This window comes from Chryseobacterium sp. ISL-6, from assembly GCF_018613715.1.
In the GTDB taxonomy this organism is placed as follows: domain Bacteria; phylum Bacteroidota; class Bacteroidia; order Flavobacteriales; family Weeksellaceae; genus Chryseobacterium; species Chryseobacterium paludis.
Genome location: NZ_JAGGPT010000006.1, coordinates 256,956 through 280,460, shown reverse-complemented (window position 1 = coordinate 280,460; position 23,505 = coordinate 256,956). Strand labels below are relative to the sequence as shown.

The 23,505-nt window shown below is 33.4% G+C and carries 22 protein-coding genes; 16 read left to right on the top strand and 6 right to left on the bottom strand.

The features are described from left to right. Window positions 1–4: 4 nt before the first annotated feature. The 4 genes from ybeY to J7E44_RS12055 all read left to right on the top strand — a co-directional run bounded on the left by ybeY (window position 5) and on the right by J7E44_RS12055 (window position 4,831). Window positions 5–415 carry an rRNA maturation RNase YbeY gene (gene ybeY / locus J7E44_RS12070; RefSeq protein WP_214829950.1) on the top strand — a complete coding sequence of 137 codons (411 nt, stop codon included), beginning with the start codon at window positions 5–7 and terminating at the stop codon, window positions 413–415. Between the two features lie 181 nt (window positions 416–596). After that, window positions 597–2,459 (top strand): tRNA uridine-5-carboxymethylaminomethyl(34) synthesis enzyme MnmG, encoded by a 1,863-nt coding sequence (gene mnmG / locus J7E44_RS12065; RefSeq protein ID WP_214829936.1) that lies wholly within the window; start codon window positions 597–599, stop codon window positions 2,457–2,459. A 111-nt stretch (window positions 2,460–2,570) separates the two neighbouring features. Next, window positions 2,571–3,392 (top strand): class I SAM-dependent methyltransferase, encoded by an 822-nt coding sequence (locus J7E44_RS12060; RefSeq protein ID WP_214829933.1) that lies wholly within the window; start codon window positions 2,571–2,573, stop codon window positions 3,390–3,392. A gap of 557 nt (window positions 3,393–3,949) precedes the next feature. Further along, window positions 3,950–4,831 carry a C1 family peptidase gene (locus tag J7E44_RS12055; protein ID WP_214829917.1) on the top strand — a complete coding sequence of 294 codons (882 nt, stop codon included), beginning with the start codon at window positions 3,950–3,952 and terminating at the stop codon, window positions 4,829–4,831. A 69-nt stretch (window positions 4,832–4,900) separates the two neighbouring features. Here J7E44_RS12055 and J7E44_RS12050 read toward each other — a convergent pair whose 3' ends face one another. Continuing rightward, the gene (locus J7E44_RS12050) at window positions 4,901–6,091 is read right to left on the bottom strand and encodes a phosphoglycerate kinase (protein ID WP_214829914.1); all 1,191 of its coding nucleotides are present in this window, start codon (window positions 6,089–6,091) and stop codon (window positions 4,901–4,903) included. A gap of 552 nt (window positions 6,092–6,643) precedes the next feature. On the opposite strand from J7E44_RS12050, the gene rpiB reads away from it, so the two are divergent. The 8 genes from rpiB to tsaB all read left to right on the top strand — a co-directional run bounded on the left by rpiB (window position 6,644) and on the right by tsaB (window position 13,596). Then, window positions 6,644–7,078: a ribose 5-phosphate isomerase B gene (rpiB, locus tag J7E44_RS12045; protein ID WP_214829911.1), complete on the top strand. Its 435-nt coding sequence runs from the start codon at window positions 6,644–6,646 to the stop codon at window positions 7,076–7,078. A gap of 247 nt (window positions 7,079–7,325) precedes the next feature. After that, window positions 7,326–9,476 (top strand): ribonuclease R, encoded by a 2,151-nt coding sequence (rnr, locus tag J7E44_RS12040; protein ID WP_214829907.1) that lies wholly within the window; start codon window positions 7,326–7,328, stop codon window positions 9,474–9,476. Further along, window positions 9,476–9,985, top strand: coding sequence for a hypothetical protein (locus J7E44_RS12035; protein ID WP_214829899.1), 510 nt, complete (start codon window positions 9,476–9,478; stop codon window positions 9,983–9,985). The genes rnr and J7E44_RS12035 overlap by 1 nt, the downstream gene beginning before the upstream one ends. Before the next feature lies 1 nt (window position 9,986). After that, window positions 9,987–10,673 (top strand): LysE family translocator, encoded by a 687-nt coding sequence (locus J7E44_RS12030; protein ID WP_214829897.1) that lies wholly within the window; start codon window positions 9,987–9,989, stop codon window positions 10,671–10,673. Continuing rightward, on the top strand, window positions 10,670–11,599 hold the full coding sequence (locus J7E44_RS12025; RefSeq protein WP_214829882.1) for a S66 peptidase family protein: 930 nt from the start codon (window positions 10,670–10,672) through the stop codon (window positions 11,597–11,599). The genes J7E44_RS12030 and J7E44_RS12025 overlap by 4 nt, the downstream gene beginning before the upstream one ends. 36 nt (window positions 11,600–11,635) lie before the next feature. Further along, window positions 11,636–12,007, top strand: coding sequence for a YraN family protein (locus tag J7E44_RS12020; protein WP_214829879.1), 372 nt, complete (start codon window positions 11,636–11,638; stop codon window positions 12,005–12,007). Window positions 12,008–12,085: 78 nt separating this feature from the next. Then, window positions 12,086–12,835 carry an SDR family NAD(P)-dependent oxidoreductase gene (locus J7E44_RS12015; RefSeq protein ID WP_214829876.1) on the top strand — a complete coding sequence of 250 codons (750 nt, stop codon included), beginning with the start codon at window positions 12,086–12,088 and terminating at the stop codon, window positions 12,833–12,835. A gap of 80 nt (window positions 12,836–12,915) precedes the next feature. Next, complete coding sequence (gene tsaB, locus J7E44_RS12010; protein WP_214829862.1) at window positions 12,916–13,596, top strand: tRNA (adenosine(37)-N6)-threonylcarbamoyltransferase complex dimerization subunit type 1 TsaB; 681 nt, start codon at window positions 12,916–12,918, stop codon at window positions 13,594–13,596. Between the two features lie 15 nt (window positions 13,597–13,611). Here tsaB and porW read toward each other — a convergent pair whose 3' ends face one another. From porW to J7E44_RS11990, 4 genes are all read right to left on the bottom strand, one after another. Next, window positions 13,612–16,236, bottom strand: coding sequence for a type IX secretion system periplasmic lipoprotein PorW/SprE (gene porW / locus J7E44_RS12005; protein ID WP_214829859.1), 2,625 nt, complete (start codon window positions 16,234–16,236; stop codon window positions 13,612–13,614). A gap of 87 nt (window positions 16,237–16,323) precedes the next feature. Then, window positions 16,324–16,878, bottom strand: coding sequence for a Maf family protein (locus J7E44_RS12000; RefSeq protein WP_214829856.1), 555 nt, complete (start codon window positions 16,876–16,878; stop codon window positions 16,324–16,326). 9 nt (window positions 16,879–16,887) lie between these two features. Beyond that, window positions 16,888–17,406 carry a KdsC family phosphatase gene (locus tag J7E44_RS11995; protein ID WP_214829853.1) on the bottom strand — a complete coding sequence of 173 codons (519 nt, stop codon included), beginning with the start codon at window positions 17,404–17,406 and terminating at the stop codon, window positions 16,888–16,890. Further along, window positions 17,396–18,145 (bottom strand): Rossmann-like and DUF2520 domain-containing protein, encoded by a 750-nt coding sequence (locus J7E44_RS11990; RefSeq protein WP_214829850.1) that lies wholly within the window; start codon window positions 18,143–18,145, stop codon window positions 17,396–17,398. Before J7E44_RS11990 ends, J7E44_RS11995 begins: the two co-directional genes overlap by 11 nt. A gap of 95 nt (window positions 18,146–18,240) precedes the next feature. Here J7E44_RS11990 and J7E44_RS11985 point away from each other — a divergent pair, with 95 nt between their 5' ends. From J7E44_RS11985 to J7E44_RS11970, 4 genes are all read left to right on the top strand, one after another. Further along, window positions 18,241–18,798 carry an RNA polymerase sigma factor gene (locus J7E44_RS11985; protein ID WP_214829847.1) on the top strand — a complete coding sequence of 186 codons (558 nt, stop codon included), beginning with the start codon at window positions 18,241–18,243 and terminating at the stop codon, window positions 18,796–18,798. Between the two features lie 10 nt (window positions 18,799–18,808). Next, a complete protein-coding gene (locus tag J7E44_RS11980; RefSeq protein ID WP_214829844.1) occupies window positions 18,809–19,351 on the top strand; it encodes a hypothetical protein in 543 nt (180 codons plus the stop codon). Between the two features lie 8 nt (window positions 19,352–19,359). After that, window positions 19,360–19,872 carry a hypothetical protein gene (locus tag J7E44_RS11975; RefSeq protein WP_214829841.1) on the top strand — a complete coding sequence of 171 codons (513 nt, stop codon included), beginning with the start codon at window positions 19,360–19,362 and terminating at the stop codon, window positions 19,870–19,872. 98 nt (window positions 19,873–19,970) lie between these two features. Continuing rightward, entirely contained in the window at window positions 19,971–20,990 is a 1,020-nt protein-coding gene (locus tag J7E44_RS11970) for a hypothetical protein (RefSeq protein WP_214829838.1), read from the top strand. A gap of 41 nt (window positions 20,991–21,031) precedes the next feature. Here J7E44_RS11970 and J7E44_RS11965 read toward each other — a convergent pair whose 3' ends face one another. Continuing rightward, window positions 21,032–23,323: a GH92 family glycosyl hydrolase gene (locus tag J7E44_RS11965; RefSeq protein WP_214829835.1), complete on the bottom strand. Its 2,292-nt coding sequence runs from the start codon at window positions 23,321–23,323 to the stop codon at window positions 21,032–21,034. Between the last annotated feature and the right edge of the window lie 182 nt (window positions 23,324–23,505).

Genomic DNA, 23,505 nt, shown 5'->3' with positions numbered 1-23,505 from the left:
AACAATGATACAATTCTTTTACGAAAACTTACCAGATTCTGTACATACAGACTATACTAAATGGCTGGAAGATATCATTCTTTCAGAAGAAAAAAAATTAGGCGAAATCAATTACATCTTTTGTGATGATGAATATTTGCTTAAGATAAATCAAGATTATCTGCAGCATGATTACTATACGGATATCATCACTTTCGATTATGTTAAAGGCAAAACAATAAGCGCGGAGATTTTTGTATCTTTGCAGCGCATTTCAGACAACGCTTCTACCCTATCCAGAAACTACGAAGAAGAACTAAGAAGAGTTTTAGCCCATGGCATTCTTCATCTTTGCGGTTATAAGGATAAAACAGAAGATGAAGAAAAGGAAATGCGTAGAAAAGAAGATTTTTATTTAGCTACGTATAAAGACTAATATCTTAAGCCAATAAAATCTTTCATTTCGTCCTTGTTAAATAACTTTTATAATTAAATAAAATATAAAACAGGCCGGATAATGCAGAATACAAGCTCTTTTAAGCTGTATTTTTAAACAATGTTTCACGTGAAACATTTATTATAAAGATTAAAATTTAAGCCTTAAAATAGGTAAGAAAATGATTTCAGAAATATATGATGTAATAGTAGTTGGTGCCGGCCATGCTGGTTGTGAAGCCGCTGCTGCTGCTGCCAATTTAGGATCAAAAACTTTGCTTGTCACAATGAACATGCAAACCATTGGTCAAATGAGCTGTAACCCCGCAATGGGAGGTATCGCAAAAGGACAGATTGTTCGCGAAATAGATGCAATGGGAGGTTATTCAGGAATTATAGCTGATAAATCTGCCATTCAGTTTAAAATGCTAAACCTTTCAAAAGGACCAGCGATGTGGTCCCCTAGAACCCAAAATGATAGAATGCTTTTTGCAGAAGAATGGCGTTTAGCATTAGAAAACACACCTAATCTTGATTTCTTTCAGGATATGGTAAAACAGCTTATTGTTGAAAATAATAAAGTAACCGGAGTTATAACCTCTCTGGGAATCTCTATAAAAGCAAAATCTGTAGTGCTTACAAATGGCACTTTCCTTAATGGATTAATCCATGTTGGAGATAAACAATTAGGTGGTGGAAGAATGGGTGAACCAAGAGCATTTGGTATCACCGAACAATTGGTATCCTTAGGTTTTGAAGCTGGAAGAATGAAGACCGGAACTCCTCCCAGAGTAGATGGAAGAAGTCTTGATTACTCTAAAATGGAAGAACAGAAAGGAGATGAAAAACCTCAAAAATTCAGCTATTTAGACACACCCAAGTTAACCAAACAATTAAGCTGTCATATCGTTTATACGAACGAAACTGTACACAATATACTTAGAGAAGGTTTTGACAGAAGCCCAATGTTCAATGGTACCATTCAAAGTTTAGGTCCAAGATACTGCCCTAGTATTGAAGACAAGATCAACCGTTTTGCAGAAAGAACAAGACATCAGTTATTTGTAGAGCCAGAAGGTTGGAGAACAGTAGAAATATATGTGAATGGGTTCAGCTCCTCATTACCAGAAGATGTACAGGTAAAAGCAATGAAACATATTCCCGGATTCGAAAATGTAAAAGTATTCCGTCCTGGCTATGCTATTGAATATGACTACTTCCCCCCTACTCAATTAAAGCATACTCTAGAAACAAAATTGATAGACAATCTTTATTTTGCAGGCCAAATTAACGGTACTACAGGATACGAAGAAGCTGCAGGACAAGGTTTGATGGCAGGGATCAATGCTCACAATAAAGTACATGATAAAGGAGAGTTTATATTAAACAGAGATGAAGCATATATAGGAGTTCTGATTGATGATCTTATCACAAAAGGAACTGAAGAACCTTATAGAATGTTTACTTCCCGTGCAGAATACAGACTCCTGCTAAGACAAGATAATGCTGATATCAGATTAACTGAAAAAGCATATCATCTAGGACTTGCAAAAGAAGAAAGGTTAAGAAAAGTTGAAAACAAAATTGCTAAAAGTGAGGAACTTGAAAGCTTTTTACGAGAAACTTCTTTAAAACCAGGCATCATTAATCCAATTCTTGAAAAAGAAGAAAGCAATCCGGTAGATCAGGCTTACAGAGCATCCCAGTTTCTTACAAGACCTAATATCACTCTTGAAAAACTGGAAAATATTGAAGTTATCAAAGAATTTACTTCTCAGTTTGAGGATGAAGTAAGAGAACAAGCTGAGATTAATATTAAATATAAAGGGTATATCGAAAAGGAAAAAGAGAATGTGGCAAAGCTAAATCGCTTAGAAAACATTAAGATTCCAGAAGACTTCGATTACTTAAGACTTTCCAGTCTTTCATCTGAAGCTAAACAAAAAATGAATAATGTAAGACCAAAAACAATTGCACAGGCTGGAAGAATAAGTGGTGTTTCTCCTGCTGACATTAATGTTTTACTGGTCTATTTAGGACGATAATTAATATATGTTTCACGTGAAACATCTTTAAAATTAAAGCAAAAATTAAGGTATTTACGAGCTTACATTAAACTCTGAATATCTTAATTTTTAATATAAAAGAATAATTTAATGAAAATTAAAGATCACTTTCTTACTCAGGAAATATTCGAAATTAAAGAAACAGAAACTAAAGGGGTTTTTAAAACCTCCCCTATCCCATCGAATATTTCAAAATATTATGAAAGCGAAGATTACATTTCCCACCATCAGGATTCAGGAAGTTTAAAAGAAAAGCTATATAAATTTCTTCAGTCTTTTAATCTTCAGTATAAAAAAACAATCCTGATTGACAGAATTAAAAAGAATTCCAAGATTCTGGACTATGGATGTGGTGCAGGAGAATTTGTAAAGTTTATAGAGAATGACTTTCAGACTTTAGGATATGAACCTGATGCTGATGCAAGAAAAGCGGCGCAAACTAAAGTATCAAAAACGAAGATTATTGATGATATTAATTTAATTGAAGATAAAGCTTTAGATGCTATTACACTCTGGCATGTTTTTGAACATATCGAAAACCAGGCAGAAATACTTCAGATATTTCATAGTAAATTAAATGAAAAAGGATTGCTTATTATAGCAGTTCCCAATCCTACTTCTTATGATGCAAAACATTATAAAGAATATTGGGCAGCCTATGATGTACCCAGACATATCTATCACTTTTCAAAAAATGGTATGGAAAATTTAATTTCTAAAAACCCTGACTGGAAATTAAGAAAGATCAAACCTTTGATCCTCGATTCCTACTACATCTCTATGTTGAGCGAAAAATACAAGAAATCACCACTTTTTTGGCTAAAAGCTCTCATCTACGGAACGATTTCGAACGTAAAAGCATTGTTTTCGAATGAATTTTCAAGTTTGATATATATTATCGAAAAAAGATAGAAAATCGATTTTTGAGCTATTTCTGAAAGCCAATTTTCACCGATTTCCACCTAAAAATTAGAAACTCTCAAAATATTGAGAGTTTTTTTATTTCCATTTAAATAAAAATTTTAACAAAAACATATTTAATAAATAGCTCATGTCATTTCACTCTCTTTTTCACAAAAAATTCAAAATATAAATAAAATCATTACTTAAAGCACATTTTTTTCACTCATAATATGTCAAATACCTAACAAAATTCAAATTATAATAAAAATAAACCAAATAAAATTTACATTAAATATATTATTTTAAATAAATTAATTAATAAAATATAAATTATTTAAATATAATTTTAATAACCATTATCCAAAAACATAAGTAATGTGCTAAATGATAAAAAAAATATAATAAATGATAAAAAAACAAAATAAATTAAATGAAAATGAATAAAAAAAAGGAAATATTATTAAATAATAAATTTAATTCAATAAATACACTCAATTGCATTAAATAATTCATTGATATGTGAAAATAATTTATACATTCACAGAACCATTTTTAAATATTAATCAATGAAAAATTTTAAACTCGTAATGATAGCGATAGGAATGCTATCTGTTACATCATGCGCAAAAACAGATGACGATCAAAACACCACCTCTACTGAAGTTCAAAAAAACTACGCATTGGGGGCACGGCTTATAGATCAATCTATCTACAGAAATTTTGCAAAAGTAAACATCAATGAACTTACGCTGAAATTAAAGGGAAAAAGTGAATCAACTGCTAAAAATGCTTTAGCATCCAGTTATTTTATTCCCGGTTTGCCAGCAATTGGTGATCAGGGCGGTGAAGGATCATGTGTTGCATGGGCGACCGCGTATACCACAACCAGTGGTTTAGAATCCAATTTTAAAGGAGTTACTGCAAAAAGAAGCCCTGAATATGTTTACAACCAGATCAAACTTGGTTCTTGTGATGCAGGTGCTTATGTTAGTGATGGTTTAAACTTAATTAAAAATCAGGGAGTTTGCAGCTGGAGTGAAATGCCTTACACGGATACAGGTTGCTCTACTCAGCCTAATACTTCCCAAAAAAATGCAGCTAGTAGTCATAAATTTACTACCTGGGCAACCGTCGACAATACGGATATAAGCAACGTAAAAACGCTTTTAAGTATGAATTTACCCATAGTTATCGCAGTTACAGTAGATTACAGCTTTGATCATTTAAGTTCATCAAACGGATGGATATGGAAGTCACATTCAGGTAATGTCCGAGGAGGACATGCAATTGCCGTAATAGGATATGACGATGCAAAACAAGCGTTTAAAGTACAAAATCAATGGGGTACAAATTGGGGGAACAACGGATACTTTTGGATTGATTATTCATTCTTTGCGAAAGCAAATAATGGAGCAATTAATGAATGTTATGTAGCTTACGTTCAATAAGATAATGACTAATAAAAAATAACCTTCTCAAAAAGAGAGGGTTATTTTTTTATTTATAATAACAGTTTTTTATTTATTAATAGCAGCAATTCCAGGAAGTTCTAATCCTTCCAAGCTTTCAAGCATGGCACCACCACCAGTCGATACATAGCTTACTTTGTCATCATATCCAAATTGCTTTACAAACGCAACACTATCCCCTCCTCCTACTAAAGAGAAAGCTCCAAGTCTAGTCGCTTCAGCAATACTATCACCTAAAGCAACAGTACCGGCAGCAAAGTTGGACATCTCAAAAACTCCAATTGGTCCATTCCATAGAATAGTTCTTGAATTTAAAAGAACATCATTAAACTGATCCCTCGATTTTGATCCGGCATCCAATCCCATCCATCCTTCAGGAATTGCATAAATATCTATCTCCTTTCTTTCAGCATCATTACTGAAACTTTCAGCTATAATAGTATCAGATGGAAGATATACTTTAACGTTGTGTTCTTTTGCTTTTGCCAATATCTCAAGTGCTAGAGGCAACTTATCCTGCTCTACCAAGGAAGTTCCAATTTTACCACCCAGCGCTTTTATAAAAGTAAAGGCCATCCCGCCACCAATGATCAAATTATCAATTGCAGGCAGGATATTTTCTATAATGGTAATTTTAGTTGAAACCTTAGACCCTCCAAGTATAGCTGTAACAGGTCTTTCACCGCTTTTTAAAACTTTATCGATAGCTTTTAATTCATTAGCCATTAATAAACCGAAAAATTTAGTTGAAGTGAAATAGTTAGCAATTACAGCTGTAGAAGCATGAGCTCTGTGTGCGGTACCGAATGCATCATTCACATAAGCATCTCCTAATTTGGAAAGTTGCTCAGCAAACCCTTCATCTCCTTTCTCTTCTTCATTATGAAAACGTAAATTTTCCAATAATAGAATTTCTCCCGGTTTAAGTTCAGCAGCTGCTTGTTCAGCTTTAGGACCTATAGACTCTTCTACAAACTTTACTTCTCTTCCCAAAACATTAGAAACTTCCGCAAGGATGTGTTTCAGAGAAAATTCATCCTTCACTTCTCCTTTAGGTCTCCCCAGGTGAGTCATGAGAATTACAGAACCACCATCATTAAGAATTTTTTCTACAGTAGGTTTCACTGCTACGATTCTTGTATTGTCTGTAACTTTCAGTTGATCATCTTGCGGAACATTGAAATCCACTCTCACTAAAGCTTTCTTGTCTCTAAAATTGAAATCATTGATTGTTTTCATAAATAGCTTTGAATTTTCGTTTCACAAATGTAAGATTTTAAACTTTTGGAAAAGATTGAATCAAAAAAAGTTTTCAGAAATCTTCCCACAGACCCAACACTCACTAATCAACAATTTTTTTTTAATAAAGAAAATATGAGTGAGTATTGTTGTTGAGTGTTGGGGGTTTAGGGGATAACTTTCCTCTAAAAAGTTCATAACACTTAATTTTTATTTAATTCATATTTAATTCACAATGCAATTTCTTGTAAATCTGATTATTCAGATGGTTACTAACAAAAATGAGTTAGTTGTTAACAATTTTAATTATTAATTACTGATTTATGGAAAAACTAACGAATAGTCCCAAAAAAGATTTTGAAAATTCTGTATTGACTTTTGAGAGAATTTGTCCATTAGTAAATTTTCATATTCAAAAATTATTTACTTTATAAAAGTTTTCCACAGTTATTCACAATGCTTTTCACAATTAACTAGTGTTGAACTAACAATTAATATTTAATACTTAAATTTGTAGGGAAATAAATCTATATTAAGTCTAATACAAGTATTATGAAAAGAAAAATTGCGATCGCAGCTGATCATGCAGGCTTTGAATATAAGGAGATTGTTAAGAACTATTTTTCAGAACAATTTGATATTCAAGATTTTGGAACGTTTTCCACAGACAGTGTGGATTATCCTGACTTTGTTCACCCTGCAGCAACTTCTGTAGAAAATGGGGAAAATGAATTGGGAATTTTAATCTGTGGTAGCGGAAATGGTGTACAGATCACTGCAAACAAACATCAGAAAATTCGTTGCGCTTTATGTTGGATGCCGGAGATTGCATCGTTGGCAAGACAACATAATGATGCCAATATGATTTCTATGCCTGCAAGATTCATATCTAAGGAATTGGCAATAGAGATCGTAGAAAAATTTCTCTCTACAAACTTTGAAGGGGGCAGACACCAAACAAGAGTTGACAAAATAGCAGTTTGCTAAATATATAAAGGCTTGTAAATCAAATTACAAGCCTTATTTGTTTTAAATTACATATCTTTGCACTATCAAATAGAAACACATTCTATATTCTCTCTCGAAACTTATACTCGTAATATTAAGTTTATTTATAACAGGTTTTCTCCCCTCTTCTCCATATTTGTATTAAATTTATACGAACTAAAACTCCCGTTATCAAAACACTGGGAAGGAAAATGATGTTGTTGATATTTTAAACAATTATTAAAAAATGAAAAAAAGAAAATATATAAGTCAGAAAAATGACCATAAATTAATGGAGATCGGAAGATTGATCTTAAGATTTATGAACGAAAACTCGTCGAAGATCTATAACTATAAGCAGATCGCAGACGGAATTGATCATAAGAACCCAAGACAAAGGGAACTGGTGATCCAGGCTTTACATAAGCTGCAATCTTCAGAAAAAATTAAAGAAACAGATAAAGGAAAATATATTATTAACTTGAATATCGCAGGAACTTTAACCGGAGTTATTGATTTTAATCAATCTGGAAATGCCTACGTGAATGTAGATGGAATGGAAGATGATATTTTTATCCATTCAAAAAATGTAAAGGATGCTTTACAAGGGGATAAAGTTTTAATAGTAACCTATACTTATAAAGGAAAGAAGCTGGAAGGTTCTGTCTTGGAAGTTTTGGAAAGAACGAGAACGGAATTTGTAGGTACTTTACAAGTGGTTGCTCATAAAGATTTCGGATTTGTTGTTTGCGATAAAAAGTCGATCAATACTGATATTTTTATTCCAAAAGGGAAATTTGGTGGTGCTGAAGATGGTGCTAAAGTTATTGTTAAGATGACAGAATGGAGACCTGGGGATAAAAATCCTGAAGGAGAAATCATTAAAGTTTTAGGAGCTCCTGGAGAGCACGAAACAGAGATTCATTCTATTTTAGCAGAATATGGATTACCCTATGAGTTTCCTGAGGAAGTAGAAGCAGATGCTGATAAGATCAACAGACAGATTACGGATGATGAAGTTTCAAAACGTCGTGATATGCGTAATATCTGCACGTTTACTATTGACCCTAAAGATGCAAAAGATTTTGATGATGCTTTATCAATCCAGAAATTACAAAATGGAAACTGGGAAATTGGAGTCCATATTGCGGATGTTTCTCATTATGTGGTTCCGGGAACTATTTTAGATGATGAAGCTTATCAAAGGGCAACTTCAGTATATTTGGTTGACCGTGTGGTTCCTATGTTACCAGAAGTTTTAAGTAATGATGTTTGTTCACTTCGTCCTAATGAAGATAAATATACATTCTCTGCAGTTTTTGAACTGAATGATCATGCAGAAATACAGAAACAATGGTTTGGTAGAACAGTAATTCATTCTGACAGAAGATTTACCTACGAAGAAGCTCAGGAACGTATTGAAACCCAGCAAGGAGATTTAACAGAAGAAATTCTTGTGTTGGATAGGCTGGCAAAAATAATGCGTGATGAACGTATCAAAAACGGAGCTATTACCTTTGACAGAAGTGAAGTAAGATTTAATCTTAATGAAAATAACGAACCTGTTGGAGTTTACTTTAAAATAAGCAAAGATTCTAATCACCTGATTGAAGAATTCATGCTTTTAGCGAATAAAAAAGTTTCGGAATTTGTATCTCTTACTAATAAAGGAGGGATGTCTAATAATACATTCATTTATAGAGTTCATGATGATCCGGATCCAGCAAAATTAGAAGCATTAAGAGATTTTGTATCCACTTTTGGATATCAGATGAACCTTGCAAATACTAAGAAAGTTGCCGAATCTTTAAATAAATTACTGTATGATGTAAAAGGAAAAGGAGAAGAAAATATGATCGAAACTTTGGCAATGCGAAGCATGAGCAAAGCGGTCTACTCCACTGAACCTATCGGACATTATGGTTTAGGATTTGAATATTATTCGCACTTTACATCTCCTATCAGACGATATCCTGATTTACTTGCACACCGTTTGTTGCAACACTACCTTGATGGTGGAAAATCTCCTGATAGAACTGAATTGGAAGAAAAGGCAAAACATTGCAGTGCTATGGAAAGACTGGCTGCAGATGCAGAAAGAGATTCAATCAAATTCATGCAGGTGAAATTCATGGAAAAACATCTTGGTGAAACTTTCACGGGTGTGATTTCGGGAGTGGCAGAATTTGGTTTCTGGGTTGAAATACCTGAAAATGGTGCTGAAGGATTGATCAAATTAAGAGATCTGGTAGATGATTCTTATACCTATGATAAGTCGACACACGCAGTTTATGGCTCAAGAACCGGTAAAAAATATCAATTGGGAGATCAGGTTCAGATCAAAGTGGTTAAAGCTAACTTAATTCAGAAACAACTGGATTTCAAGATTGTTGATTAATGACAAGGATAGATAAAATTATTGTCTTTAGTATTGCCAATGTTATTTTACTATTTACAATTGTTTTTAAAACCGTTATTAATTTTTTCTTACTGGTAAGTATTATATTTGTGCTTTGCCTTTTTATAAATGTACTCATCAATAAAAAGATTATTAAGATAGAGAATTGGGAAAAAAAATATTTTTTTTTGATTAAATTTCCTTTAATAATAAATTTATTTTTTTTAATCAATTATGTTACAGGATCAAACCCTACTAAGGAAACGTATTGTTTTAAATGTAAAATGGCAGATGTAGGAGGAAGGAGTAATCATTATAGAGGAAAAACTACCTATATCTATTTGAGTAACAGTGCTTACGAATACGAATATATGATTCGTAGTTTTTTCATTGATTATAAAAGGATGGAATTTAAAAATCAAATTACTTATATTTTCGAAAAAGGTATCTTTGGATTGAAAATTAGAAAAGATTACCAATTTTTTTATAATGAAAACTGTCTAGAATAAAATGTTTGAACTTGTACTTTCTGCTGTCATATTAGGATTTATGTTGAGCCTGGTTTTCATAGGACCTATTTTTTTCCTTTTAATTGAAACCAGTTTCTCAAGAGGTCCCAGACACGCTTTAGCACTGGATCTCGGAGTTATAACCGCTGACCTGTTGTGTATCGTTGCAGCATATTATGCAAGTGCAGATCTTGTTAGTTTAATAGACAAACATCCTGGTTTTTACAGGATTACGTCTATTCTTATTTTTGTATATGGGATCGTAATGTTGGTTACCAAAACCAAAATGCATATGCCTGGAGAAGAAAGAATCATTAGTCAAAATTATTTTAAAACTTTTATTAATGGTTTTTTCTTTAATCTTTTAAATGTTGGGGTAATTCTTTTCTGGTTGGTAACAGTAATTTCGGTACGAAATCAATATCCTGATATCAGTAATTTTATCCTGTATATAGGCTTGGTAATTGGTACTTATTTATGTATCGATCTCGCTAAAATATTTCTGGCTAAACAATTCCATGATAAATTAACACAAACTTTAGCCAATAAGATCAGAAGAATTGTAGGTGGAATTCTTATCATTTTCAGTTTCTTTATCTTTTTACAAAGCTTTAAAAAATTTAATCAGTTTGATAAACGATTAGAAGAAGCAGAGAAGAAAGAAGTCAAATTTCAAAAAACAAAATGAAAAAAATTATCTTTCCAAAATCCCTAAAAAAAGGGGATAAAATTGCTCTTATTTCTCCGGCAGGAGCTGTAGAAGAAGCTCAACTTGAAAAAGGAATTTCAATGATTAAAGCAAAAGGTTTTGAACCTGTTATAGGAGAACACCTTTATACCAAATTTTCTAATGGTTATAATTATGCTGGAACAGAAAAGGAAAGATTAAAAGATATCAACTGGGCTTTAAATGATACTGATATTTCTGCAATCTGGGCTTCCAGAGGTGGATATGGGTGTCAGCATCTGGTCCAGCACCTGAAGCTTAAACAATTTACTGAAAAGCCAAAATGGTATATCGGTTACTCTGATAATACTGTGATTCAAAGTTATTTATTAAAAAATGGTTTTGCATCTATTCATGGCCAGACCATTAAAACTTCCAGCTTTGGAGTTACGGATGAAAGCTATGATTTATTATTTGATGTTCTGAAAGGAAAGACTCCAAAATACAGCATACCATCAAATCAGTTCAATAAACAGGGGACCGTGGAAGGAGAATTGGTTGGTGGAAATCTGGCTCTGATCTATGCTCTTTTAGGAACTAAATATTCTTTTGATTTTAAAGATAAAATATTATTTATTGAAGATATAGGTGAAAATTATTATGCTTTAGATCGAATGATCATGAGCCTGGAACTGGCAGGAGTCTTCAAAAAAATAAAAGGACTTATTATTGGCGGAATGACCAATATGGGGGATGAAAAAGATAATAAAAATTACGAAGAAAGCTTTGATGATTTTGCTTATAAGCTAATCTCAGAGAGAGTTTCAAAATATAAATTCCCAGTTGTTTTTAGTTTTCCAAACGGACATATAAAAGATAACAGACCTTTGATTATTGGGGGAAGTATAAAAATGAAAGTTGATAATAAAGTCAAGATTGAATTTTAAATTAACGGGGAATCTATAATTTTTAATCAAAGAGGAATGGCAACGCATAATGATTTCGGAAAAATAGCAGAAGATATGGCCGTTGAGCACCTGGTAAAAAATGGGTATAAGATTCTCACCAGGAACTTTCGATTTCAAAAAGCAGAGATTGATATTATAGCTGAAAAAGATAATTTAATTATTATTACCGAAGTAAAAGCACGCTCTACAGACGCTTTTATATTACCACAGGAAGCTGTTACCAAAACGAAAATCAAATCTATTGTTTTTGCTGCAAACCATTATCTTGAAGAATTCGATAAACACAACGAAGTGCGGTTCGACATTATAACGGTTATGCCCGATGAAAAAAGAAAATTAGTTATTGAACATATAACGAATGCTTTTGAAGCATTTGATGCAAACTAAAATTAATTTAACAAACGTATCAATGATCCGTTTACCATAAATTGTTACATTGATACACTATTACAGCTACATTTATATATGAAAACAATATTAATAACCGGAGCTACTTCCGGAATTGGAAAATCAACCGCTGAAGTATTTGCTAAACAGGGAAACAGAATCATTATCTGCGGAAGAAGAAGTGAGATACTGGAAGAAGTAAAAACTGAATTATCTGCTTTTACGGAAGTATTTAGTTTAAAATTTGATGTAAGGAAGTTAGAAGAAGTAAAAAATGCTATTAAATCTCTTCCTGCTGATTGGAAAAATATTGATGTTCTGATTAATAACGCAGGCAATGCACACGGTTTAGATCCTCTTTCAGCCGGGAAAACCGATGATTGGGATTCTATGATCGATGGAAATGTAAAAGGGCTTTTATATGTGTCTAAAATACTTATTCCGGGAATGAAAGACAATAACTCTGGCCATATTGTTAATATAAGTTCTGTAGCTGCAAGACAGACGTATATAAATGGAGTTGTTTACTGTGCGACAAAAAAAGCAGTCGATGTGATCTCTGAAGGAATGCGTTTAGAGCTTACAGAATTTGGAATTAGAGTAACAAATATTCAACCGGGCGCCGTAGAAACAGATTTTTCATTAGTGAGATTTAAAGGAGATAATGAAAGAGCTTCCACAGTTTATGCAGGTTATGAACCTTTAAAGGCTGAAGATATTGCAGATGCTATTGCTTATTGTGTGAACGCGCCGAAACATGTAAATGTTTCTGATATGACCATCTATCCAAGTGCGCAGAGTGAACCTAGAACGATCTACAGAAAATAGTTTCAAAAAGGATTAAATTTGCGTTAATTATTTAAAAGCATTTTTGCCTTTTTGCGAATTTGCAGTTTAGTTTAGAAAAAATGAAAATATTATATCTTGAAACCTCTTCTAAGAATTGTTCTGTAGCCATTTCAGACAATGAAAAACTATTATGTTTATGTGAAGAAGTTTCTGAAAATTATAAACAGTCCGAAAGCTTACACACTTTTGTAGAATGGGCACTTGAAGGCGCTGGTATTTCGATGAAGGATATTCAGGCGGTTTCTTTAGGCAAAGGACCAGGTTCTTATACCGGATTAAGAATTGGTGCAGCTTCAGCAAAAGGCTTTTGTTATGGATTAAAGATCCCACTTATTGCTGTTAATTCATTAGAAAGCATGATGGAGCCTTTTTTAGGAAAGAACTATGATTATATAGTGCCATTGGTCGATGCAAGGAGAATGGAGGTTTATACTGCCATATATGACGGAAATACGGGAGAAGAAATTGCTGCGACTGAAGCTAAAATTCTGGATGAGCATTCTTTTACAGAATTTGCAGATAAAAAAGTAATATTCGTTGGTGATGGTGCTAAAAAAGCAAAAGAAATCCTTCAGCTTCCGAATGCTGAATTTAATGAAAGCATCTACCCTTCTGCACAGTATTTAATAAAGAAAACCCTTGAAAAAATAGAAAAAAAAGACGTCGAAGATATTGCCTACTTCGAACCTTTTTATTTAAAAGATTTCCATGGAGTAAAGAAAAAGAAAAGCGAAGATTAATCTTCGCTTTTTTATTTATTTTGGTTTTGCAGGAACGTCATTAGGGTTCTGCATTTTAAGATCTTGTTGATTCTGATTTGTGCCCAATCTTTTCGACTTTCTTTTCACTGGCGGTGGCGCGTTAAGATCCTGAATATTCGGATTATTCGGATTTGCAGGAATATTATTATTCTGTAAATCTGGCTGTACAGGAGCATTATTCTGATTTTGAGGAACAACATTTCCTTTGTTATCCGTTGACTGGAAAGCGAGGTCACTCTTCAGATAATTCAACATTTCTTTAGCCTTTATACCTTCAGGTGTCTTAGCATAGTTAAGTGCAATTTGTTCCAATTGTAGGATCATTACTTCCTTTCCACTTGATTTTCCTGTATTAAATGCATTTAATAAATATAATTTCGGGACTAATGCATCTTTAGGATACTTTTGAATGGTCTGATCGATGACATCTTTACTTTCTCCAAATTTTTCTGATTCAAATAATGCATAAGCCCGTTTGTACTCATTTTCAACGTCTTCAGAAGATTTTACAAAAGAGTTATTTTTAGGGTTTCTTGCAAATTCGGCATAAGAAGTATATGGATAATCTGTAAGCAGGATCTGCTTCGCTTTATCTCCCGCTTGTGGATTTTTCTCATAATTCATCGCAAAGATCTCATATAATGCCTGTAACATCACCTTTTCTTCGGGTTTTACATCTACCAGATCATATAATGTTTTGGTCGCTAATGGAGTATTTGTAAAGTAATTTTGATACATGATACCAAGACCTAGAGACGCTGTATCCCTATCCTTTTTCAACTGCCCTAGCTTACCTGCATCTGTAGGAATCTGCTCTATGTAAAAAGCAGGCTCAAAACGTCTTGGATTAGGAGCTGAAGTTACTCCCAGTGCTTCATTTTTCATGTCATCAATCGTTGACATTTTCTTTGAATAACGCCAGTTATCACTCAATGCTCTATCACCCCAAACTTGTTTGAACGAAGAAGTTCCTTTACTTACGGTTCCTGTATTACTGAAATAAAACCCTTTAGGAGCTGTTCCGAAATCTTCAAAAGAAGTTGAACCATTAGCAAATATAGAATTAGAATTATAATCTCCAGTATCGAAACCTTTACTTCTTTCAGCACGTTTTCTTTCCAATTCTTCTTTTTCCTCTTTAGCTTTTAATTTTGCAATATGTTTCGCAAAAAAATCATTTTTTTGAGCATCACTCATTTTCGCTAAAGAAAGGATACTGTCATTCTTTTTGATCAGATAGTAATTCTTTGAGATCTTTTTAATATTTTCAGATTGATCTTTTAAAAGCACTTTAGAAGGCTCATATGTCATTACAGCAAGTGCAGAATCATAATAACTTCCCGCACCGATATAATCATTTTTATCCAGGTAATTCTTTCCTATTTCGTAGTAAGCCAAACCACGGACTTGTGGATCTGAAACCTTTTCAGATAAAGATTTTCTAAAGAACTGTTGACCTTCATCTTTTTTACCAGCCTTATTGGCCATCAGACCAAGAGCATAATAGAACTCGTTTTTTCTGGACATATAAGTTCCCTTATTACTGATCTTTTCTAAATAATTTTTAGCTCCTTCATAGTCTCCTTTTCCATTAAATGTTTTTGCAATTTCTATTTGAGATTTAACTTCAAATTCAAAATCATTGGCATATTTATACGCTGCTAAAAAGCTTTCTCTAGCTTTTTCATTCTGTCCTAAACCTTCTAAAATCTGTCCTCTTAGAAAAGAAATTCTGCTTTTTAGCTTTCTGTTGCCGTTGAGATCATAAGCACGGTCAAGTTCTTTTACTGCTTCTTCTTTTTTTCCAGCATCTAAAAGAGCTTCAGAATTATAGATACTTAGCAGTTTATCATAACTTTTACTGATCCCCTCTCCTTTTAGCTTAGAGAATATCTCCTGAGCTTTATGATAATCCTTGATCTGAGCATAGGCTTCACCTTGGTAGATCTTCGCTAAAGGAAGCCTTTTATCATCTTTCATGTGAGTGAAAACATAATTTAAAGCATCAAGAGCTTGTACAGCCTTATTTTGATAAATTCTTGATTGTACAAGAATCATGTAAGCTTCAAAAATCTGTTTGTTTTTTTCTTCTCCGCTTCTGATCACGGAATATTTATTGATTGATTTTAAAGCTTTTGCTTCTGCAATTTCGAGTGCAGTCGCTCCTTTTGTTTCAGGTTGATTCGGATCATTTCCATTCCCTGTTATACCGGATACAGCAGAATTAATTTTATCCTTCACCGCTCCAACAGCTTCCTGAAGGCCAGGTTTACCCGGAGGGCCACTTGCATTTCCTCCCCTGTTTGAAGTTGAAGCAGATCTATTAATATCCGCCATTTTCATTGAATTTTCTGCAAAAGCTGAAGATTGTCCAAGATCACTGCCTAAAGGCTGGTTTTCGTAAGTAAGTATAGGAATATAAGGGGCATAAAAATTATCTTTATGGCCTTTATCTCTGGTCGTAAACTCACTATTTAATGCATCTTTTGCATTAAATAGGGTATTATAATGTGTGGAAAAACCTTTTAGGAACTTTGATCGTTGTTCCGGCCTTTTTACTTTGGTAGCACAGGAAATAACAATACATGCTGCTAAAAGGAATAAAATATTCTTTTTCATTATTTCAATATAACTAACTAATCTACTTTTTATTATCAGTAGTTTGATGATTTTTGTAAAAATAATAAAATTTTATTTTGAAAAAATTTATATTTCTCTCAAAATTTTATATACCAAATGGGTAGGAAGACCCATAATGGTATAAAAGCTACCGGATAATTTATTGATTTTTGCCATTCCCAGCCATTCCTGGATGCCATAACTTCCCGCTTTGTCGAAAGGTTTATAATTTTTCACATAGTAATCAATTTCATCATCAGAAATTTCATCAAGCTCAACATCCGCAACATCTGTCTCTGTATAAGTTTTATTGGATGTTTGGATGGTTATCCCGGTATAAACCTGATGTGTTTTCCCGGAAAGCATTTTCAACATATTCTTTGCATCTGCTTCGTCTTTCGGTTTCCCAAGAATTTGATGATCTATTGCGACCACTGTATCTGCGGTCAATAAAACTTCGTCATCATGAAGAGATCTAAATGCATTCGCCTTTAATTTTGAAAGATAAGCGGCAGCATTTTCTATTGTAATATTTTCAGGAAGAATTTCCTCACAATCTATTTTTACCACTTCAAAATCAAACCCTAAACTGGAAAGCAATTCTTTTCTTCTTGGAGATTGTGATGCTAAAAGTAATTTCATATCGACCAATTATACAGATTGTGTATTATCATCGTGCCAGTTTCCCTGTACTTTCATCACCTGTTCGATAACATCACGTACAGCTCCACTTCCACCCTGCTTTGTTGATATATAATCTGAAATTCCTTTGATCTCAGGAACGGCATTTTCAGGACACGCTGCTATAGCAGAATTTTCCATAATATGTAGATCTGGCAGATCATCACCCATCGTCAGAATTTCTTCGTTCTTGAGGTTATATTTCTTTTTAAAATCTTCAAAATCAACCATTTTATTATGAGATTTAGCATAATAATCTTCTATACCCAAATAATGGATCCTGTGTTTTACCATCTCATCATTTCCCCCCGTGATAACTCCTATTAAATAATTGTTTTTTAATGCTTTAACAACTGCATAGCCATCTAAGACATTCATTACCCTACTCATATTTCCACCAGGCATCAAATAAACGCTGCCATCTGTAAAAACGCCATCCACATCAAATACGAATGCCTTTATATCTTTTAACTTCTCTTTATAGCTCATACATTTTTTTAATAGAGTGATTTATTGTTTTGTATATTTCAAGACTTTCATCTTTTAACAGTTGCTCATGAAGTTCCAGAACCCTTATATCGTTTCTTACTGCTGGCCCTGTCTGTGCTAGCTTAGGTTCAATTTCATGAATTTTCTGTACTGTTTCATCAATTAATGGTAAAAAATAGTCAAAAGGAATTTCTTGAGAATCTGAAATTTCTTTAGCTTTAGAAAAAAGATGATTCACAAAATTACAGGCAAAAACTGCCGTAAGATGGATATATCTTCTTTTTTCATGATTGCTTTCCATGACGTTTTTTGACACTTTTGAGGCCAGTTCGAAAAGCAGTTTTCTATCTTCTTCATTTTCTGTTTCTATAAAAAAAGGAATTTTCTCATAGTTCAGATCTTTAGATTTAGAAAAAGTTTGCAAAGGATAAAAACTAGCTTTTCTGTACTCCCCTGCTAAAATTTCTTTAGGAAGCGAACCAGAGGTGTGAGCGACAAGAACATTTTTTTTAGTAATGATCTTAGAAATATCCTCTACAGAATTGTCGCTGACACATATAAGATATACATCAGCATCTTCCAGCCGTTCTGTAGAATATGGAATATGTAACTCTGAACCTATTTTTTCAAGGTCTTTTTCATTTCTTCCAAAAATTTGAGCTAATGGAATGTTACTCAGAACAAAAGCTTTTGCCAGGTGATAAGCCACATTTCCGGAACCTATAATTACAATTTGCATATAACAAAGATAATATTTTATGAGTTTTGGACTGAAAATTGAACAAAGTATTTAACTTTTAGATATTTTTGTAATCCAAAACAGTGAAAGCATCTATGAAGATTAAGGACGCGGAAATTATTACGCTGATGCAAGACCCACGAACTCAAGATAAAGGAGTTCGTGCGTTGATGGATGCTTATCAAAGTAGATTGTATTGGCATATAAGAAGGATCATTGTAGATGGAGATCTTGCTCAGGATACTTTGCAGGATACATTTATAAAAGCATATCAGAATTTTCACCAGTTCAAAAATGATAGCCAACTATACACCTGGTTGTATAGAATTGCTACCAACGAAGCATTACAGCAAATAAATAAAATGAAAAAAATGCAGAAAACTGATGAAGACGCTGAATATTATATGCAGAATCTTGTAGCAGATAATGCAGAAAAGAATGCTGACGAAATACAAATTTTACTACAGAATGCCATACAGAGTCTGCCTGAAAAACAGAAACTCGTATTTATGATGAGGTATTACGATGATTTGCCCTACGAAGAAATATCAAAAATAGTAGATATGTCTGTAGGAACATTAAAAACAAATTACCATTATGCCAAGCAAAAGATAGAAGAATATATAAAAGAAAATTACGAAAATAATTTTTGACCAACATAAGATGAAAGAATTCGATATAGAGAAATTAGAACGTAAAAACATTTACAAGATTCCTGATGATATGTTTGATAACATCCAGGAAAGAGTAATGAATGACGTGAAAGCAAACAAAAAAGCGCCCATCTTTAAATTAAACTGGGTGTATGCAGTTGCGGCGTCATTAGCTTTAATCTTTGGAGTTACTTTTGTTTATAATTCAGATCAAAATCAGAATACAGCAAAAGGATCCGGTGTATCGGAAGCAAACTATGCTAAGAATGACCAAGCTCCCAAAAGTGAAAGCGAGATTGCCTATGAAACTTTGAAATCTGATTTAAATTCTGTGGAAAATACAGATCAAATAGTTGAAAATAAGAAAAATAAAAATACAGAGTATTCTCAGGATAATGAAACAGAAAATATAACAAAACCTCAGATAGGGAATACTGTTTCAAAACAAACGGATACTAAAATGAACGAGTATCTGGATTCATTTTCTAATACAGAAATTGCAGAATTAGCTAAGAATTCCACAGAAGACGTTTATTTAGATTTATATAATTAAAAGAAAAGATGAAAAAGATATTATTTACACTTTTTATTATTTATGGCTTTTGTTTACAGGCTCAAAGAACGGATTACGACTGGAAGAAAATGGACCCTAAACAGAGAAAAGAGATAATAAATAACCTTTCTCCCGAAGAAAGAAAAGAGCTTTTGAAGAAATTCAGAGATAATATGATGTTAGATAATCTGAATGTTGATGCAAAGGATAAAGCTGCATTTACTGCAATCTATAATGAATATATAGATAATCAGAAACAAATAAAAAGCCAGTTTAACCCCGATTTTGATCCTGAAAAGATGTCTGATGAAGAAGCTAAGATCAAGCTACAGCAAAGTTTTGAACTTGGACAGAAATTATTAGATAATAGAAAAAAATATGCTGAGAAGATGCAGCAGGTGATTCCTTGCCAGAAAGTATTGAAGTTATTTCAATCAGAGTGGAAGATGAGAGATAAAATGAATGATAGAAAACCTCATGATCACGATGACAATACGGCAACACCTAAACAAAACCCATAATAGTTTATTTTTTTAATGTTGGACGACTCTTACGAAGATTTTTTGTAAGAGTCGTTTGATTTTCAGGCCAAATACATACTTTTGCGCAAAAGTAAATTATGAAAAAAATATTATTATTTATTTTATTCTCAGGATCACTATTTGCCCAGAAAACTGAGATTATAGATCTTTCCAAATCTATTAAAGACAAAAAAAATTCTGTTAAAAGACTTACAGTGATCGATCAAAGACCTAATAAGGAAGTGGGTCATGTAATGTATCATAAAGATCAGGTAAATATTGTTTTTGAAAACAGTGCTGAAAAAGATATTACTGACTGGTTTTTCAAAGATAATCCGATAAGAGGAAAAGATGAGCTGGTTCTATTATTAGAAAACATAGAAATAATAGAAGATAAAAAAGAAAAATTTTCAATAGGGAAGCTTAATTTCCGAGCAAGCACATTTATTAAAAAAGAAGACGGCTATCATTTTCTCTTCAGAAAAGATACTGCTGCGAGCGTTTCATCTCGTACATCGCCTTATCTGGCACAAAGTCTATCTAAAAAAATTACACTTATTTTCACAGATCTATTTAAAAATTCTTATCAAAAAACTCCTTGGGAATTCGCAGTTGCGGAAAATGAGCTAACAGATTATGCTGTTTTGTTGAAGGAAAAACTGGATATTTTTAAAACAGATAAATTAAAAGATGGAGTTTATAAAGACTATTACAGCTTTTTTACACACAATCCTGATCCTGATTTTACATTGAAGACCAATGATAAAGGAATTGTTACAAAGGCTGTGAATGGAGAAGAAAAAATGGGGATACGACACTTTTATGCTTTTGTACATAATGGCATTGCTTATAAAAATATACCAGTTGGTTATGTTGAGATTTTCAAAAATGATCAGGGGCTTTTTATTGAGGCTAAAAAGTCAGATCTATTTCCGGAAACATCAACCAATGGAGCTATGATTGGAGGAATGGCAGGCGGTTTAGTTGGTGGCATTATTGGTGCAGTAATAGATGCAGGGATTCAAAGTAAAAGAAAAGGAGATCCCGGATCTGAAGTTTATCTTGATCCCTTTACAGGACATTATATTTTACCCGAAGGTTTTGATAAAACAAAATAATCTATAAAACAAAAGAGAGACAACTTGTCTCTCTTTTGTTTTTACTTTTTGTCCGTAGAATAAGAATATGGAAAATCTTTTTCATTGGTTCCCCGATTCTTATTCGGTTTATCATCCATTATAAATTGCAGCACAGCACCTTTCATTAATTCCTGATGGTTTAACCAGTTTTTGGAATAGGGCTGACCATTCATATTTAATGATTTTACATACATTTTTTCCTTACTGTTTTCCTGAGCATTGATTTCAATGTTTTTGCCGTTTTCCAAATGGATAATTGCTTTTTGAAACAGTGGAGCTCCCAAAACATATTGATCTGTAGCCGGAGTGACAGGATAAAATCCTAATGCTGAGAATATATACCATGCAGAAGTTTGGCCATTGTCCTCATCTCCACAATAGCCATCTGGTGTTGGCTGGTAAAGACGATTAAGGGTTTCACGAACCCAATATTGTGTTTTCCAGGGTTCACCAGCATAATTGTATAAATAAATAATATGTTGTGCCGGTTGATTTCCATGTGCATATTGCCCCATATTGGCATTGATCATTTCCTGTATTTCATGAATCGTACTGCCATAATAGCTATCATCAAAAAGAGGGGGCATTTCGAAAAGTGAATCCAGTTTTTTTACAAATTGTTTTTTGCCACCCATTAATTTTGAAAGCCCTTCTATATCGTGAAAAACAGACCATGTATAATGCCAGCTATTGCCTTCTGTGAATGCATCACCCCATTTGAAAGGATTGAAAGGTTTTTGGAAACTTCCGTCAAGATTTCGTCCTCTTGCCAGTTTTGTTTCGGGATCTATTATTTTTTGATAATTCTGAGAACGTTTGGCATATTCGGCCCATTCGGATTCCGGACGACCCAAGGCTTTTCCAAGCTTATAGATGGTGAAATCATCATATGCATATTCTAAAGTTCTTGCAGCGTTTTCATTAATTTTAACATCATAAGGAACATATCCTAATTTTTTATAGTACTCAATTCCCATTCTACCTGTTGCTTCAGGGCCGGCATTATTTGCACCATGAAGAAGAGCCTCATACAGCGTATTGATATCATAACCTCTAAGTCCTTTTATATAGGCATCCGCAACAACAGAAGCAGAATTGTTTCCGATCATACAGTCTGCATACGCCGGACTGGACCATTCCGGTAACCAGCCGCCTTCCTTATAGTCACTGATCAGTCCTTTCTGCATTTCAACATTGATGCTTGGGTAGACAAGATTTAAAAATGGATAAAGAGCCCTAAAGGTGTCCCAGAATCCTGTTCCTGCAAAGCGATAACCAGGTTCCGTTTTTCCTGTATAGGGGCTGTAATGTACAACCTCATTGTTTTTATTGATCTCATACATTTTATGAGGAAAGCACAGCATGCGGTATAATGCAGAGTAGAATGTACGCATCTGATCGATACTTCCACCAGATACTTCCACTTTTTTCAACTTTTCATTCCATGATAACTTGGCCTTTTCGTAAGTAGTATCAAATGAGTCCTTAGAAAGCTCACGTTGTAAATTGAGTTCCGCCTGTTCTAAACTAATGAATGAAGAAGCAACACGTAAGTTTACTTTTTCTCCTTTCTGCGTAGCAAAACCAATGATAGCACCACAATGATTTCCTGTAATATGAAGAGAATCTTTTACAAGACTTTTATCCTTCCATGAAGTGTATTTTGTAAATGGTTTATCTGAATAAATAACAAAATAGTTTTTGAAGCCCACTAATTTTCCACGTGAGTACCTTGTAGAATAACCAACAATTTTCTTTTGGGAAGGGATGATGGTAATACTTGATCCTTTATCGAATGCATCGATAACAACCCATGAACTGTCAGATTTGGGGTATGTCAATCGAAATTGTGCAGCACGTTCAGTTGGTGTAACTTCAGCCGTTACATTGTGATTAGCCAGGTAAACACTGTAATAATAAGGTTTAGATACCTCCGATTTGTGTGAAAACCAACTTGCTCTTTCATCTTCATTAAAACTCATTTTTCCTGTAACCGGCATAATAGAAAACATGCCGTAGTCATTCATCCAGGGCGAAGGCTGATGGGTTTGTTTTATGCCACGTATTTTATCTGCATCGTACTGATACTGCCAGCCATCACCATTTTTACCGGTTTGAGGAGTCCACAGGTTCATTCCGTAGGGTACTGTTACAGCGGGATATGTATTTCCATTAGAAAGCGAAGGTTTGGAAAGTGTTCCAATTAATGGATTTACCCATTCTTCCGGATGATCCAAAGCTTTTTCCACCCATTGTGATTTTAATTGAGTTAACGGAATAATAAAAAGTAACAGATAGGTTAATTTTTTCATGAGTATAGATCGGTTATTGCCATAATTCAGGTTTTAATTAAATGTTTTTCAAATGTACCTGAGCTTTATGATTTGAAAATAAACTGAAAAGATAAATATTTTTAAAATTTTACAGGCAATTGAAACACATTTTTTTTATAAACAGATCCGTGTTGTATTGCTTATTGCAGGAATATATTACT

What these genes read in the sequence shown, in the direction of transcription:
- J7E44_RS11965 (WP_214829835.1), bottom strand. Translation starts at nt 23,323, where the DNA reads ATGAAAAAATTAACCTATCTGTTACTTTTTATTATTCCGTTAACTCAA.
- J7E44_RS12030 (WP_214829897.1), top strand. Translation starts at nt 9,987, where the DNA reads ATGTTTGAACTTGTACTTTCTGCTGTCATATTAGGATTTATGTTGAGC.
- J7E44_RS12000 (WP_214829856.1), bottom strand. Translation starts at nt 16,878, where the DNA reads ATGAAATTACTTTTAGCATCACAATCTCCAAGAAGAAAAGAATTGCTT.
- J7E44_RS12035 (WP_214829899.1), top strand. Translation starts at nt 9,476, where the DNA reads ATGACAAGGATAGATAAAATTATTGTCTTTAGTATTGCCAATGTTATT.
- J7E44_RS11990 (WP_214829850.1), bottom strand. Translation starts at nt 18,145, where the DNA reads ATGCAAATTGTAATTATAGGTTCCGGAAATGTGGCTTATCACCTGGCA.
- J7E44_RS12055 (WP_214829917.1), top strand. Translation starts at nt 3,950, where the DNA reads ATGAAAAATTTTAAACTCGTAATGATAGCGATAGGAATGCTATCTGTT.
- J7E44_RS12050 (WP_214829914.1), bottom strand. Translation starts at nt 6,091, where the DNA reads ATGAAAACAATCAATGATTTCAATTTTAGAGACAAGAAAGCTTTAGTG.
- J7E44_RS11995 (WP_214829853.1), bottom strand. Translation starts at nt 17,406, where the DNA reads ATGAGCTATAAAGAGAAGTTAAAAGATATAAAGGCATTCGTATTTGAT.
- J7E44_RS11975 (WP_214829841.1), top strand. Translation starts at nt 19,360, where the DNA reads ATGAAAAAGATATTATTTACACTTTTTATTATTTATGGCTTTTGTTTA.
- J7E44_RS12015 (WP_214829876.1), top strand. Translation starts at nt 12,086, where the DNA reads ATGAAAACAATATTAATAACCGGAGCTACTTCCGGAATTGGAAAATCA.
- mnmG (WP_214829936.1), top strand. Translation starts at nt 597, where the DNA reads ATGATTTCAGAAATATATGATGTAATAGTAGTTGGTGCCGGCCATGCT.
- J7E44_RS11970 (WP_214829838.1), top strand. Translation starts at nt 19,971, where the DNA reads ATGAAAAAAATATTATTATTTATTTTATTCTCAGGATCACTATTTGCC.
- ybeY (WP_214829950.1), top strand. Translation starts at nt 5, where the DNA reads ATGATACAATTCTTTTACGAAAACTTACCAGATTCTGTACATACAGAC.
- porW (WP_214829859.1), bottom strand. Translation starts at nt 16,236, where the DNA reads ATGAAAAAGAATATTTTATTCCTTTTAGCAGCATGTATTGTTATTTCC.
- J7E44_RS12060 (WP_214829933.1), top strand. Translation starts at nt 2,571, where the DNA reads ATGAAAATTAAAGATCACTTTCTTACTCAGGAAATATTCGAAATTAAA.
- J7E44_RS11980 (WP_214829844.1), top strand. Translation starts at nt 18,809, where the DNA reads ATGAAAGAATTCGATATAGAGAAATTAGAACGTAAAAACATTTACAAG.
- rnr (WP_214829907.1), top strand. Translation starts at nt 7,326, where the DNA reads ATGAAAAAAAGAAAATATATAAGTCAGAAAAATGACCATAAATTAATG.
- J7E44_RS12020 (WP_214829879.1), top strand. Translation starts at nt 11,636, where the DNA reads ATGGCAACGCATAATGATTTCGGAAAAATAGCAGAAGATATGGCCGTT.
- J7E44_RS11985 (WP_214829847.1), top strand. Translation starts at nt 18,241, where the DNA reads ATGAAGATTAAGGACGCGGAAATTATTACGCTGATGCAAGACCCACGA.
- tsaB (WP_214829862.1), top strand. Translation starts at nt 12,916, where the DNA reads ATGAAAATATTATATCTTGAAACCTCTTCTAAGAATTGTTCTGTAGCC.
- rpiB (WP_214829911.1), top strand. Translation starts at nt 6,644, where the DNA reads ATGAAAAGAAAAATTGCGATCGCAGCTGATCATGCAGGCTTTGAATAT.
- J7E44_RS12025 (WP_214829882.1), top strand. Translation starts at nt 10,670, where the DNA reads ATGAAAAAAATTATCTTTCCAAAATCCCTAAAAAAAGGGGATAAAATT.